Origin of the sequence: Neobacillus driksii (genome assembly GCF_013409995.1) — a bacterium.
In the GTDB taxonomy this organism is placed as follows: Bacteria; Bacillota; Bacilli; order Bacillales; family Cytobacillaceae; genus Neobacillus; species Neobacillus driksii.
This window is the reverse complement of sequence record NZ_JACCBX010000008.1, coordinates 172,115-184,569: the sequence shown is the minus strand read 5'-3', so window position 1 is coordinate 184,569 and position 12,455 is coordinate 172,115. Positions and strand designations below refer to the sequence as shown.

The 12,455-nt window shown below is 37.5% G+C and carries 15 protein-coding genes; 11 read left to right on the top strand and 4 right to left on the bottom strand.

Annotated elements, in window-relative coordinates:
• Positions 1 to 85: 85 nt before the first annotated feature.
• The 4 genes from F4694_RS18955 (at position 86) to F4694_RS18940 (ending at position 2,531) form a co-directional block, all read left to right on the top strand.
• Positions 86 to 523 carry a MarR family winged helix-turn-helix transcriptional regulator gene (locus tag F4694_RS18955; protein ID WP_179600810.1) on the top strand — a complete coding sequence of 146 codons (438 nt, stop codon included), beginning with the start codon at positions 86 to 88 and terminating at the stop codon, positions 521 to 523.
• A gap of 72 nt (positions 524 to 595) precedes the next feature.
• Positions 596 to 1,357 carry a TerC family protein gene (locus F4694_RS18950; RefSeq protein WP_179600808.1) on the top strand — a complete coding sequence of 254 codons (762 nt, stop codon included), beginning with the start codon at positions 596 to 598 and terminating at the stop codon, positions 1,355 to 1,357.
• A 205-nt stretch (positions 1,358 to 1,562) separates the two neighbouring features.
• Entirely contained in the window at positions 1,563 to 2,033 is a 471-nt protein-coding gene (locus F4694_RS18945) for a hypothetical protein (protein ID WP_179600805.1), read from the top strand.
• Positions 2,034 to 2,531 carry a hypothetical protein gene (locus tag F4694_RS18940; RefSeq protein ID WP_218895743.1) on the top strand — a complete coding sequence of 166 codons (498 nt, stop codon included), beginning with the start codon at positions 2,034 to 2,036 and terminating at the stop codon, positions 2,529 to 2,531.
• 101 nt (positions 2,532 to 2,632) lie between these two features.
• Here F4694_RS18940 and F4694_RS32320 read toward each other — a convergent pair whose 3' ends face one another.
• On the bottom strand, positions 2,633 to 3,376 hold the full coding sequence (locus tag F4694_RS32320; RefSeq protein ID WP_257029305.1) for a vWA domain-containing protein: 744 nt from the start codon (positions 3,374 to 3,376) through the stop codon (positions 2,633 to 2,635).
• A gap of 888 nt (positions 3,377 to 4,264) precedes the next feature.
• Here F4694_RS32320 and rarD point away from each other — a divergent pair.
• The 4 genes from rarD (at position 4,265) to F4694_RS18915 (ending at position 8,418) form a co-directional block, all read left to right on the top strand.
• Positions 4,265 to 5,194, top strand: a complete 930-nt coding sequence (rarD, locus tag F4694_RS18930; protein ID WP_179600803.1) for an EamA family transporter RarD — start codon at positions 4,265 to 4,267, stop codon at positions 5,192 to 5,194.
• A 150-nt stretch (positions 5,195 to 5,344) separates the two neighbouring features.
• Positions 5,345 to 6,280: an alpha/beta hydrolase family protein gene (locus tag F4694_RS18925; RefSeq protein WP_257029304.1), complete on the top strand. Its 936-nt coding sequence runs from the start codon at positions 5,345 to 5,347 to the stop codon at positions 6,278 to 6,280.
• 263 nt (positions 6,281 to 6,543) lie between these two features.
• Positions 6,544 to 7,407 carry a Cof-type HAD-IIB family hydrolase gene (locus F4694_RS18920; protein ID WP_179600802.1) on the top strand — a complete coding sequence of 288 codons (864 nt, stop codon included), beginning with the start codon at positions 6,544 to 6,546 and terminating at the stop codon, positions 7,405 to 7,407.
• A gap of 18 nt (positions 7,408 to 7,425) precedes the next feature.
• The gene (locus tag F4694_RS18915) at positions 7,426 to 8,418 is read left to right on the top strand and encodes an LLM class flavin-dependent oxidoreductase (RefSeq protein WP_179600800.1); all 993 of its coding nucleotides are present in this window, start codon (positions 7,426 to 7,428) and stop codon (positions 8,416 to 8,418) included.
• A gap of 124 nt (positions 8,419 to 8,542) precedes the next feature.
• Here the strand turns inward: F4694_RS18915 and F4694_RS18910 are convergent, their stop codons facing one another.
• Positions 8,543 to 8,869: a winged helix-turn-helix transcriptional regulator gene (locus F4694_RS18910; RefSeq protein WP_179600798.1), complete on the bottom strand. Its 327-nt coding sequence runs from the start codon at positions 8,867 to 8,869 to the stop codon at positions 8,543 to 8,545.
• 180 nt (positions 8,870 to 9,049) lie between these two features.
• Between F4694_RS18910 and F4694_RS18905 the strand changes: the two genes are divergently transcribed.
• From F4694_RS18905 to F4694_RS18895, 3 genes are read left to right on the top strand one after another with little or no spacing between them, the layout of a single operon-like run.
• The gene (locus tag F4694_RS18905) at positions 9,050 to 9,901 is read left to right on the top strand and encodes a VOC family protein (RefSeq protein ID WP_179600796.1); all 852 of its coding nucleotides are present in this window, start codon (positions 9,050 to 9,052) and stop codon (positions 9,899 to 9,901) included.
• 17 nt (positions 9,902 to 9,918) lie between these two features.
• A complete protein-coding gene (locus F4694_RS18900) occupies positions 9,919 to 10,980 on the top strand; it encodes an LLM class flavin-dependent oxidoreductase (RefSeq protein ID WP_179600794.1) in 1,062 nt (353 codons plus the stop codon).
• An 18-nt stretch (positions 10,981 to 10,998) separates the two neighbouring features.
• Positions 10,999 to 11,637 carry an NAD(P)-dependent oxidoreductase gene (locus tag F4694_RS18895; protein WP_179600792.1) on the top strand — a complete coding sequence of 213 codons (639 nt, stop codon included), beginning with the start codon at positions 10,999 to 11,001 and terminating at the stop codon, positions 11,635 to 11,637.
• A 54-nt stretch (positions 11,638 to 11,691) separates the two neighbouring features.
• Here the strand turns inward: F4694_RS18895 and F4694_RS18890 are convergent, their stop codons facing one another.
• Both F4694_RS18890 and F4694_RS18885 read right to left on the bottom strand, forming a co-directional pair.
• A complete protein-coding gene (locus F4694_RS18890) occupies positions 11,692 to 11,871 on the bottom strand; it encodes a hypothetical protein (RefSeq protein ID WP_179600790.1) in 180 nt (59 codons plus the stop codon).
• A 102-nt stretch (positions 11,872 to 11,973) separates the two neighbouring features.
• Positions 11,974 to 12,297, bottom strand: a complete 324-nt coding sequence (locus tag F4694_RS18885; RefSeq protein WP_179600789.1) for a BC1872 family protein — start codon at positions 12,295 to 12,297, stop codon at positions 11,974 to 11,976.
• Between the last annotated feature and the right edge of the window lie 158 nt (positions 12,298 to 12,455).

Genomic DNA, 12,455 nt, shown 5'->3' with positions numbered 1-12,455 from the left:
ACATAACAGTTTGATAAAGAAAACATTATGAACTATAATATATATAGATTATATATATTATGAATTATATCTAAAGGAGGTAGCCATGGATGTAATCAATTTTAAAAATATCCTTTGGAGCTATACAAGGCAAATAAATGAAAGAACTAGTAATTTAATTAGCACACTATGTGATCACCATGGGATTACCACGTTGCAAGGGAGAATTCTTCTAGAAATAGAGCAGCATGGTTCGCACACAATCGGCACTTTAGCCACCCGGCTGCATATTGCTGGAACCAATATTTCAACCATGTGCAAAAAGCTTGAAGGTAAAGGACTCCTTGCACGTGTAAGAGATGAAGGCGATGAAAGAGTGGTAAAGGTGGCTTTATCAGATAAGGGCAAAAGTGTGGTAGAGGAGATCAATTCAGAATTGATCCAGAAAATTTCAAAAGCCATTCAAGGGGAAACAGACCAATCGCTGCACGAAATCATCAATGGTCTCAAAAAATTAAATAAATTGCTGGAAAATATGGACTGAGCCTAGTGACTAAATGGTAAAGAAGAAATGCATAATGAACGTAGACTGTAAAACTTAAAGGAGAAATGCATAATGTGGGAAGGCATTGTATCAACCTACGCTTCGATGTTAGATTGGCATATGTGGGCGGAGGTTTTAACGTCACCAAAAGCTTGGGGATTAATACTTTCGTTAGCCGTACTAGAGTGTATCTTATCTGCGGATAATGCGTTAGTGTTGTCTGCATTTGTAAGACCATTACCAAAAGAGCAGCAAAAGAAAGCCTTAGTATATGGTCTTTGGGGAGCTTATTTATTCCGTTTTATCTTCATCGGATTGGGAACATTTTTAATAAAACTCTGGTGGATTAAATTAATCGGGGCACTTTACTTGTTGTGGCTTGCTGTTAAATTCTTTAAGGACAAGCTGCTTCAAAAGGAAGGTGGAGAAGGAGAGGAACAGGTACAACCAAAAGGATGGCTGGTAAAGACATTTGGTTTCTTCTGGGCCACGGTAATCTCTGTAGAGCTTATGGATTTAGCCTTTTCCGTCGATAGTATTTTGACAGCACTTGCCGTTTCTGAAGAAGTATGGGTCATCTTACTTGGAGGTATGATTGGAATCCTACTCATGAGGGGTGTGGCAACCTTCTTCATTGCATTAATGGACAGAGTACCTGAGCTTGAAACAACTGCCTATATTTTGATTACCTTTATTGCGATCAAAATGGGATTAACCCTCGTGGATATTCACATTGCAAACGAAATTTTTATCGGTTTCTTGGTTTTATCATTTATAGTGACATTTATTATCCATTATATTCGCAAATCCAGAGCAGAAAAGTACTCCCATTAAGGTATTCATCCGGGAAAATGACATATGGACCGACATATGTCATTTTTTATTAATGTGAGTTTTGTCTACCAAGAACATGGGTTTATCCGATGTTTCAGAATTTCTTAAACGTCAAAAAAATAAAATTGGCATTTAATTGAATAAATGATTTCATTTATTCAAAGCTTAAATGTAGGTGATGAAAGAAAAAAGAGGTGGATGTACGATGGCATTATCAATCATTATCTATTTAGCGTGGCTAGGTATTACAATCCTTTACGCTATGAAGAAACCATTTTCAAAAATCGAAATTTCGGCAATCATTTTCTTCATATTTATTATTGATATTAACCGGAGTTGGATTACAAATGATGAACTAAAATATATTACATATTCAAATGTTCCACTAAATTTTTCTGCATATATTATTCATCGCACCTTTATTACTCCATTCTATATTGTAATTGGCATGAATAGTATACCTAGAAACTCGTCGATAGTTATGAAAATTTCTGCAATCCTTATTTCTTCCTTTGTTTTAGTTTTAATTAAAATCGTTCTCCTAAGTTTTGATGTGGTCCATTTTCATCAATGGAATTTAATTTATGATTATCTATATTATATCTTGTTACATTTGTTAGGATATTTTATTTTATATTGTTACAATTCATTTGTTTTAAAAGGAGCTAAAAATTAAATGATTTGGATTGGAAACTTTAGCCTAAATGAAATATCCCTCATCGTCATGAATGTGATCGGCTACTCGTTAATGACATTTTTACCGAAAAAACTAAGTAGGGAAGTAGCATTTATAAGTGTACTTGCAGGTGTATCTACCGGTATGTTGTTTGATTTTACGATTGGTGGAGGTCTGGTAGATTTTTACAAGCAAAATGATACGAACCACTATGAATTATTTGACCTGTTCTATTATTCGCTATTTGCACCGTTTGGTTACTTTTTTATGTATTTTTATCATGTGTTACAGATTAATAAAATTACTTTTATCTTTTATATTACAGCTTGGTCTTTGATTGGTATTACTGTCCAATGGGTATTTACACTCCTCCATATTCTTACCTATCAAAATAACTATCATTTGTCGTATTCTTTTCCGATATTTTTACTAACTCAAACACTGACTGGAATCTTTTACATGTTCATTACAAGTAATAATAGTAGAAAACTCAATTGAAAATGGTAAGGGCGAACAGATAATTACTGTCCTCCCTTACCTACTAAAGGTATGTTATTACCAGGTTCATTGTGTTACTCTAAAAAAATCTTACTCACTTCCTACCAAATATCTCCACGCTGTTGTTTCAATTCCTTCATCTTTGCAACCCATTCATCGATTCTTTGCCGAATTTCTTTGCTTTTGGCATCGGCTTTATCTCGATTTTCCTTAGCCATTGAAATATAGAATTCTTTTATAGCGTCACTACGTTCCATTGCCCAATCTCTTAGTTCTGTTTCCTGTTCATCGGTAATCCAATTATTTTCACCCATTATGGTAATGGCATCTCTTAAACGATGTGACTCGCGTCGGCCGATGGTCCATAGCTGTAATGGATACTGTTCCCCAATTTTGTACTCATCACCTAATTCCCAACCATCAGGTGCCATGGTAAAGGCCCATGCCAAATCAAGTGTGGAGGGAAGCCATTCATTTTGGATCGTTTTACTCAATTCTTCTGGACTGTCAGCTTTAAAGTACTCGCCATTTCCTGCCTCAGCAACAGCTTTCAATTGGTCTTCTGTATTGCCATCAACGTCAAAGCCGATGATGTTGACGGTATTGTTACTGTTTTTTGCAGCTAAATGTCTGCTGGCTTGGATAGGATCCCCGTCACATGTTTCTGCTCCGTCACTGACAATATAAATCGTTGTGCCTTCCAGATAATTACTGCTCATTTCTGCAGCCTTTTGAATCGCACCTGCGAGTGGTGTCCAACCTTTACTTTCAAATGAGTCAACTGCTGTCTGGAAATCTTGTTTGGAGTATTTCCCATTGGATAAAGCTCCTGAATTGCAGAGCATGATTCGAATTTATCTTTTTCTGCTTCTGAACCCTTATGACCATAGACTACGAGAGAAACCTCACTAGATTGCCCGATGGTTTGCGCAAAGCTTTTAACAGCATCCTTGGCAATGTCCATTTTTACCCTGTCACCTGATTGCAGCAGCATGCTCGAACTGGCATCGAGTAGGATAATTGCCTTTTTGGTAGTTGTTATTTCTTCGTCACCCTCAGACCTGGTCGGATCCGGCAGGTATGGTTCTTCAAAATTAGGTTGATAAGCGATGCTGCTTTCAATGACCTGTTTATAGTGGGGACTGGCAAGCAGGCCTACCAATCCTTTTTTTATAGTGTCCAGATCATCAGAGTCTTTTGTCAATTGTTCCAGCTGTGATGGTAATTGGCTTTTAATATTAGGATCGAGTTCAGGAATATCGTTGCCAATCTCTTCAATATCTTCTTCATATGATAGATCTGCCATTAACGTCCCAGATGGCAAACTCATCAAAGTTTCCTTAGATATTTCTAAATTTATATTCTCTACCTCTTTTAACCTAGTTTCCTGCTTTTCTACGTCTAGCTTCACAACAGGTTTTGTAGTCGCATTTTCTTTTTCATTACTGCATGCCGATAGGACAAATGAAATGAGCAGCAATAACAAAAAGCTATGTCGTTTCACATATATCCTCTCCTCTTGCTCGTCCAAAAATTATGTATTTGTTGGTAAAAAACATTCCCATAAAGTTTAACATGAAGATACTTCCTGTTAATGATTCATTGGTAATAGTACATTTACAGTAATTGAGAAGTATTATAATCCTGGCATAAAAAGAATAGTGTGATATAATTACATGTGTTTTTTATGAGTTACCAGCTACGATAAAACAGAAACTAGGTGAAAAACAGAGATGGAACGTGAAAATACTAAAGGCATTTACTATACTGCAGGTGCGTATATATTTTGGGGAGTTTTACCGATCTACTGGAAATTTATTGACCAAGTTTCAGCGCTTGAGATTTTAGCGCATCGGGTCATTTGGTCGTTTGTTTTCATTTTACTGATTGTAGGTCTTTTGAAGCGAAAACTATTAAAAAACTTTTTCCAAGTTCAAATGAAGCAGAAAAAAACATGGCTGGGACTTTTCCTTGTTTCTCTATTAATTAGTATTAACTGGTTTGTCTATATCTTTGCGGTGAATTCGAACCACATCGTGGAGGCTAGCTTAGGCTACTTTATCAATCCGCTTGTTGCGGTATTGTTAGGGGTTTTTATACTAGGTGAAAAGATGAATAAATGGCAGGCAGTTTCATTTGTGGTAGCCGGAATCGGTGTAATTTATATGACACTATCGCTTGGAACTTTCCCATGGATTGCGCTAATATTAGCCTTATCCTTTGGTTTTTATGGCCTGTCAAAGAAACTAATAAAAGTAGATTCGATTTTAGGCTTACTGCTGGAAACCTTGTTTATTGTACCGTTCGCTTTATTGTTTATAGCATATTTAGGTGTAAATGGTCAGCATAGCTTTGCAACCGGGTCTCTTAAGAATGATTTATTTTTACTAGGATCGGGTATTGCTACAGCCTTACCGCTTTTATGGTTTGGGATTGGAGCACAAAAGATTCCACTCTACCTAGTGGGCTTCTTACAATATATTGCTCCGACTATCAGTTTACTGCTTGGAGTCCTTATTTATGGAGAGGCGTTTACGAAGGATCATGCGGTTACTTTTTCATTCATCTGGCTGGCTTTAGTAATCTTCAGCATTTCCAATATTCGTCAGATGATAAAGAAACGAAAAATTTCAGCATTTGCGACAAATGCAAAGAGCGTTTAGGAATGGTATGTCAACTCTAAAAGACTATTGATTTGTAAAACATTTCAATAGTCTTTTTTTGTAGTTTTTTAAACAGACATACCAATCCATGGCTTCCATTCATACTGGCTGCACTCTTGGAATAAATTCTTATAGAATCTTTTTAAAAAAATGATGAACAATTTTCCTGCCCTAGACGGACTATCTGTAATTGATTATTTTAAAATGAAATGTATAAGGATGATGCGAGTGATGGGTAAAGAGATGGAAGTGATGATAGAAGGAGAATTTCCGTTAGCGGCAAGCTTAACGATTCCAGAAGGGTCAAATGAAAAGTACCCTTTGGTTGTTATGGTACATGGAAGTGGTCCAACGGATCGAGATTCGAATGCTAAAGGCATGCCTATGAATATCTTTAAGCAATTAAGTGATCTAGTGGTGGCAGAAGGATTCGCCAGTATTCGGTATGATAAAAGGGGGATAGGTGCCAGTAAAGGGGACTTTTATGAAATGGGCGTGCACGATTTAATCAACGATGCACAGGCTGTAGTAGAATTTGCTAAACAGCATCCAAACATAGACTCAGAGAATGTGATTTTACTAGGCCACAGTGAGGGAAGTATTATCGCACCATTCGTGAATGAAAAGGTTTCAGTAGATGGAATGATTCTTCTTGCAGGTACAGCTGAACCGTTATCAGAAACCTTGACCTGGCAACGCGAGGAAATAATCAAGGATGTAAGATCTGTAAAAGGATTTCAAGGATGGATAATTCGATTATTAAAAGTAGATCAAAAAATTACAAAAAAGAATGAAGACTTAATACAGGCACTACTTGCATCAGATGAGCCGGTTATAAAGTATAAAGGGAAAAAAATCAATGCGAAATGGAATAGAGAGCATATACATTTTGACGTATCAAAACCGCTGCAAAATGTCACTTGTCCTGTTCTTGCTATAACTGGTACAAAGGATGTAAACGTAAAGGTTAGTGATTTAGAAAAGATAAAGAGGCTTGTTCAGGGGGAATGTGAAACGCATATTATACAAGACATGACTCATATGCTTCGAAAACAGATGTGGAATTCAGCTTCAGCAAAATCATGAATAATAATAAAAAATCACTGAAACAACCTATTGATTCTGAATTAAAAGAAATAATGATCGCATGGTTACGAAATTGGAAAAATAGACTGGTCAAAACTGAAGATACCGAAATGCTGGTTAAATAAAATGTTTGCTGAAGAGTAGGGACTTCCATCCTTACTCATTTTTTTGCTTGTAGTAGTTATTTTTTTCTAAATTGTTTCGGGTATTGCCAAAGTGTATACTTACTTAATGAACTTTTTCAGATCATAGGGGGAATACAGATGGACTTTAAACCAAAGGTGATTTTTTTAGACATGGATGGCACGATCTTAAATCATCAAAATCAGGTAAGTATACATACGAAGGATGTCATTGAACAGCTGCGCAATCAGGGGATATATGTTTTTATCGCAACCGGCAGAGCGTTTGATGAAATCGAGGGAATTGTACCGGCAGGTTTTGAAGTAGATGGAGTCGTAACTTCAAATGGAATGGCCGGATATGTTGGTAATGAGGTAATCTTTAAACATTCTCTTCCGCTTAACCTGGTGGAGGAAGTAATTAAAAGAGCAAGGGAAAGCAAAGTCTATTACGAATTATTTCCGTATGGATATGACCGTATCACATTAAAACAGGATCAAAGTTATGTTGAAAATGAGATAACAGAACCAAAGCCCGAAAGAGTCGGCATCAATGAGTGGCTTTCCCGGAAAGAAGCGATTAAAGAGAAAATTATGTGGGTTGATGAGATTGTTGGGCATGAATTTTCTAAGTTCTATTTCTTTGCTAAGTCAAAAGAACATATCAATCGATGGAAAGAAGAACTAGAACAATTAAAGAAGGAAATAGACTTTACCACCTCGATTTCGTCTAATCATAACGTCGAGGTCATGGTAGCTAACGTGAATAAGGCAACAGGGATTCAGCAAATGTTAAAACACTTTAATTTGTCAGAGACAGAAACAATGGCAATAGGCGATAGTGATAATGACCTGCCAATGCTGAGACTCGTTCATTATTCGGTCGCCATGAAAAATGCTCCTGATCGAATTAAAGAAATCACAGATGACGTTACTGAATTCACATGCGATGAAGATGGGGTTTCTTATTATCTTAAGGCTCGTTTTTTGACTGAAAAAAACTAAAATGGTGGAGGGGATTCATTGAAATTAAGTGTTCTCGACCAATCAGTCATCAGTAAAGGGGATTCAGCAAGCACTGCTTTACAAAATACGGTAAGACTTGCTCAAGTAACAGAAAAGCTGGGATATACACGGTTTTGGGTAGCGGAACATCATAATACAAATGGAATCGCTGGTTCCTCACCAGAGGTTCTGATTTCTCATATCGCTTCAAATACTAAAAAAATTCGCGTGGGATCCGGCGGTGTCCTGCTCCCGCAGTATAGCCCTTATAAGATTGCCGAGAACTTCAAGGTATTAGAGGCACTGTTTCCAAACAGAATCGATGTCGGAGTGGGGCGTTCTCCTGGCGGTTCCCCGAGTACACGGATGGCGTTAACCGATGGGCTGCGCAAAAGCATGAATGAATTCCCTAGACAGGTTCAAGATTTACAGGGATTTTTGCTAAATCAACTACCAAATGAGCACAGTTTTCATGATGTTAAAGCCTATCCTGCTATAGAAAGTTTACCGGAAATGTGGATTCTGGGCATTACGCATCGAGGGGCAAGGATAGCTGCGGAACATGGGACGGCATTTACATATGGACATTTCATTACTCCGGATAATGGTCTCCGGGCTATGGACTATTATTACACTCATTTTCAGCCATCGCCTTTTTTACAAGAACCTAAAACGAATGTTTGTGTATTTGTGGTATGTGCCAAAACCCAAGAAGAAGCGGAAGAATTAGCGGTGAGTCAGGATTTATGGCTGCTTGGTGTTGAAAAGGGGATCGAAACCAGGATTCCATCGGTCGAAGAAGCAAAGGAACTCACCTTAACTGCCGATGAAAGAACGAAGATACAGAACAATAGAAGACGGATGATTATTGGTACCCCACAGAAGGTCAAAACAGAACTTCAACGGTTGAGTGAAAAATACCAAACCGATGAGTTCATGATTATTACAAATATCAATAACTTTCAGGACAAAATCCGGTCTTATACCTTATTAGCTGAAGAGCTATTTTAAAAATTTGCTTAAAAGCATTGACTAAACGAAATAGACAAGAGCAGGAACCTTACGTAGGTATCCTGCTCTTTTTTTTGAAAATGTCATTTTCGGTTTATTGTTTTCTTCCATAATAGGTCAGCATTTAGGATAGGTCACCTTCCGGTTTGACCCAAAGCTGAGACCAGCTTTCTATTTCTCGTAAGACCGGTTCGAGTGAACGACCTTTTTCTGTTAATGAATACTCAATTATCACTGGTGTTTCGGGTATTACATCACGTTTTACTACTCCTTGGTGTTCTAAATCCTTTAAACGATCGGATAATACTTTTCCACTTATGCCAATAGCAGACTGAATCTCAGAAAACCGCTGCGAACCAGATAATAGTTGATAAATAACTAATGCACTCCATCTTTGACTAAGTAGGGAGATGGCTTTTTCAAATTTTGGACATATAGTAGGTTGTTTCATTCTACATTACACCTCTCTTATAAATAGTATACCACAAAATGTCATCCGTTAATAAAAGTAAATCTAGTTACTTGACAGTATATAATAACATTAATATACTTACTTACATAAAGTAACTAACTTATATTTTCTTTGCAGCTGACAAATTTTCATAAGAAAAATGATTTTAGGAGGGTTTTTATGGGATTTCATACTAAACCAACAACATTTGTGGGGCATGTCAAAATAAAGGTAGAAAATTTAGCACGTTCATTAAAATTTTATCAAGATGTTCTTGGTTTTGATATTTTAGAACAAACCAATTCAACAGTAAAACTAACAAGTGATGGAAGAACAAGCATTTTATCACTTGAACAACCTGACAATGTCATTCCGAAACAGGGAAGAACAACTGGCTTATATCATTTCGCTATCCTGCTACCAGAAAGACCGGACTTAGCCAAAATTGTGATTCACTTGGTGAACAAGGGGATAAAATTTGGGTCTTCCGATCACCTTGTAAGTGAGGCATTGTATTTAAATGATCCAGATGGAAACGGTATCGAGATTTATATCGACCGGGATTCTTCTGAATGGAGCTGGAAAGACCGAGAAGTAGCAATGACGGTGGATCCACTAAATTTTGAAAATCTTTTAACAACTGTTAAATCAGGTGAAACGTGGCAGGGAATGCCAGAAGGAACGGTAATGGGTCATATTCATTTACATGTTTCTGAATTAAGGAAAACAGAAGAATTTTATGTAAAAGGACTTGGATTTGATGTGGTCAATCGATATGGCGGGCAGGCACTGTTCCTTTCCGCTGGAAAGTATCATCATCATATTGGGGTCAATACATGGAACGGTGCAGGGGCACCAACTCCAGCCGTAAATAGTGTAGGTTTAGAATCGTTTACACTCATTTTACCGAATGAAGAAGCTCGTAACAAATGCGTATCTAATTTGAAAGCAATTGGTGCAAATGTGATGGAAGTAAACAATGCATTTATCACCCATGACCCTTCGGGAAACCAAGTCGAGTTAGCAGTTTAAGATAAGGAGGACTCCGAATGTCTATCACTAATCATACTGGCATTGAAATAGGAATTTATACACTTGCTGATATCGGTCCGGATCCCTTGACGGGTAAAACTATAACACCCAAACAGCGAATGAATGAAATGATTCAAGCAGCAAAACTTGCTGATGAAGCTGGTCTGGATGTTTTAGGGGTAGGAGAACATCATCGTTTGGATTATGCCTCTTCTTCTCCTGCGGTCATTTTAGCTGCTATTGCACAAGCAACAAAACACATTAAACTAACCAGTACGACAAGTGTGTTAAGTACGCTTGACCCTGTGCGCTTATTCGAAGATTTTGCGACTTTGGATTTGCTTTCTGATGGACGTGCAGAAATCTTGGCTGGCCGGGGAGCGTTTATTGAATCATTTCCACTATTTGGATACAGTACCAACGACTATGATGAGCTTTTTACAGAACATATGGAATTGCTCTTGCAACTAAACAAAAATGAAAGAGTCACTTGGTCGGGTAATTTTCGTTCTCCGTTAAGAAATGCAGAAATTTCACCACGACCTATACAGAAAAAAATACCGATTTGGATTGGTGTTGGCGGGACGCCTGAGAGTGCCGTTCGTGCCGGGAAATTTGGGGTTGGAATGGGGCTGGCTATTTTAGGCGGAGATCCATTGCGTTTCAAACCGCTGGTAGATCTTTATCGGAAGACGGGAATGGAAGCAGGTCATTCATCTGAAGCTTTAAAAGTGGCTGTAACAGGTCATGCCTACATTTCTGAAACAACTCAGCAAGCCAAAGACGAGTTCTTCCCTTACTATTCAAATTATTGGACCTATGTGAATCGTCAAAGAGGGATGGGATCAAGGATGTCAAGGGCGGACTTTGAGCATATGGCAAGTCCTAATACCGCTTTACTCGTAGGAAGTCCACAGCAAATTGTGGAGAAGGTTCTTCATCAGCATGAGCTTTTTGGTCATAAACGTTTTCTAGCTCAAGTGGATATAGGCGGGTTACCTTATCATAAAGTAGCGAAAAACATTGAATTATTAGCAACTAAGGTTGTCCCAGTAATAAAAAAAGCAACAAGTAAATAATGAATTGGAGGAATCACAATGAAGATTGCAATAGTTGGAGCAAGTGGTAAAGCAGGAAGTCTAATATTGAAAGAAGCAGTAAGCAGAGGGCATGACGTAACAGCGATTGTAAGAAATGCTTCTAAACTTCAAGATAAAAATGTAGATGTCATTGAGAAAGATGTATTCGATTTAACAGGGGATGATTTAACTGCGTTTGATGTTGTTGTAAATGCCTTTGGAGCTCCGCTTGGAGAGGAACAAGCTCATGTGGATGCGGGTCATGCGTTAATCGAGGCGTTAAAAGGAACAAAAACAAGATTATTAGTTGTTGGAGGAGCAGGAAGTCTTTTTGTCGACGAGAACAAAACACTAAAATTGATTGATACTCCTGAATTTCCGGATTTCGTTAAACCAACAGCTAACGGACAAGGAAGGAACCTGCAAGAATTACAAAATACAAATGATTTAATTTGGACATTTATTAGTCCTTCGGCTGTATTTAATGCGGAAGGTAAAAGAACAGGATCTTATCAGTCAGGGAAGGATCACCTTCTTGTTAATTCCACAGGGGAAAGTTATATCAGCTATGCAGATTTTGCCATTGCATTAGTAGATGAAGTTGAAAAGCCAAAGCACCTTAATGAAAGATTTACTGTTGTCGGTGAGAAAGAATAAATTAAAAAGAGTCCTAAGACAAAACATAAAGTGTCTTGGGACTCTTTTTGCATTTTATTTACCTTCATCATCATGGTTCATTTGATCCCAACGAGGTTTTCCTTCGCGTTCCAGCTGATCATTCAAAGCTTGCCACGATTTTTCTACTTCTCGCTCATGTTGAATTTTGGAATAAATCATATCAAAAAGAATGGTTACTACCGCACTTATTATCATTGCCCAAACGTATATCATCGTTGTTTATTCCTCTCAGGTGTATTATATCTTACTAGATTTTATCATAGCTACAGGCTTTAGTAGATTGATATTTTAAAATGGAGGAATTTTACAAATCTGTTAGCACAAGGTGCTCCAAATTCTAGTGGTGGTGGCAACGGAGTGTTGTTCAATGATGGAATAGGCTGCATTAGTTATGGCTTGTGCTAATGTTTCACCTTTCGCGCGAATGTTATTGAAACTGACTTCAGATTCTCCAGCTGTAGAAAAAGTAAACCCGAATTCCTCCAGCCTTTTAACAATCAACATCGCATGTTCAAGGTTATCCTCAGGTTGAAATTCCGAATCATGAATGAAAACACCCTTTTCATAATCAAACCAACGATCCCACCGATTTAACTTCCAACCTAGAATTCTCCTTGCAATTGAATCTGTTTTGTTCATCTCCATTACCTCTTTTCTAAATGTTATATAACAGATTTATTATTATTAGTTATTATATAACACAACAAATAAAAATGACCATCATTTTTTTAAAAATCGGATATTTTTCTTAGAATTATTTTTTACGAGAGTAAGAGTTGGTACCTATCGGTTGAAGC

Excerpts from the sequence above, each read along its gene's own strand:
- F4694_RS18955 (WP_179600810.1), top strand. The coding sequence starts at position 86 with ATGGATGTAATCAATTTTAAAAATATCCTTTGGAGCTATACAAGGCAA.
- F4694_RS18950 (WP_179600808.1), top strand. The coding sequence starts at position 596 with ATGTGGGAAGGCATTGTATCAACCTACGCTTCGATGTTAGATTGGCAT.
- F4694_RS18945 (WP_179600805.1), top strand. The coding sequence starts at position 1,563 with ATGGCATTATCAATCATTATCTATTTAGCGTGGCTAGGTATTACAATC.
- F4694_RS18940 (WP_218895743.1), top strand. The coding sequence starts at position 2,034 with ATGATTTGGATTGGAAACTTTAGCCTAAATGAAATATCCCTCATCGTC.
- F4694_RS32320 (WP_257029305.1), bottom strand. The coding sequence starts at position 3,376 with ATGCTCTGCAATTCAGGAGCTTTATCCAATGGGAAATACTCCAAACAA.
- rarD (WP_179600803.1), top strand. The coding sequence starts at position 4,265 with ATGGAACGTGAAAATACTAAAGGCATTTACTATACTGCAGGTGCGTAT.
- F4694_RS18925 (WP_257029304.1), top strand. The coding sequence starts at position 5,345 with ATGATGAACAATTTTCCTGCCCTAGACGGACTATCTGTAATTGATTAT.
- F4694_RS18920 (WP_179600802.1), top strand. The coding sequence starts at position 6,544 with ATGGACTTTAAACCAAAGGTGATTTTTTTAGACATGGATGGCACGATC.
- F4694_RS18910 (WP_179600798.1), bottom strand. The coding sequence starts at position 8,869 with ATGAAACAACCTACTATATGTCCAAAATTTGAAAAAGCCATCTCCCTA.
- F4694_RS18905 (WP_179600796.1), top strand. The coding sequence starts at position 9,050 with ATGGGATTTCATACTAAACCAACAACATTTGTGGGGCATGTCAAAATA.
- F4694_RS18900 (WP_179600794.1), top strand. The coding sequence starts at position 9,919 with ATGTCTATCACTAATCATACTGGCATTGAAATAGGAATTTATACACTT.
- F4694_RS18895 (WP_179600792.1), top strand. The coding sequence starts at position 10,999 with ATGAAGATTGCAATAGTTGGAGCAAGTGGTAAAGCAGGAAGTCTAATA.
- F4694_RS18890 (WP_179600790.1), bottom strand. The coding sequence starts at position 11,871 with ATGATATACGTTTGGGCAATGATAATAAGTGCGGTAGTAACCATTCTT.
- F4694_RS18885 (WP_179600789.1), bottom strand. The coding sequence starts at position 12,297 with ATGAACAAAACAGATTCAATTGCAAGGAGAATTCTAGGTTGGAAGTTA.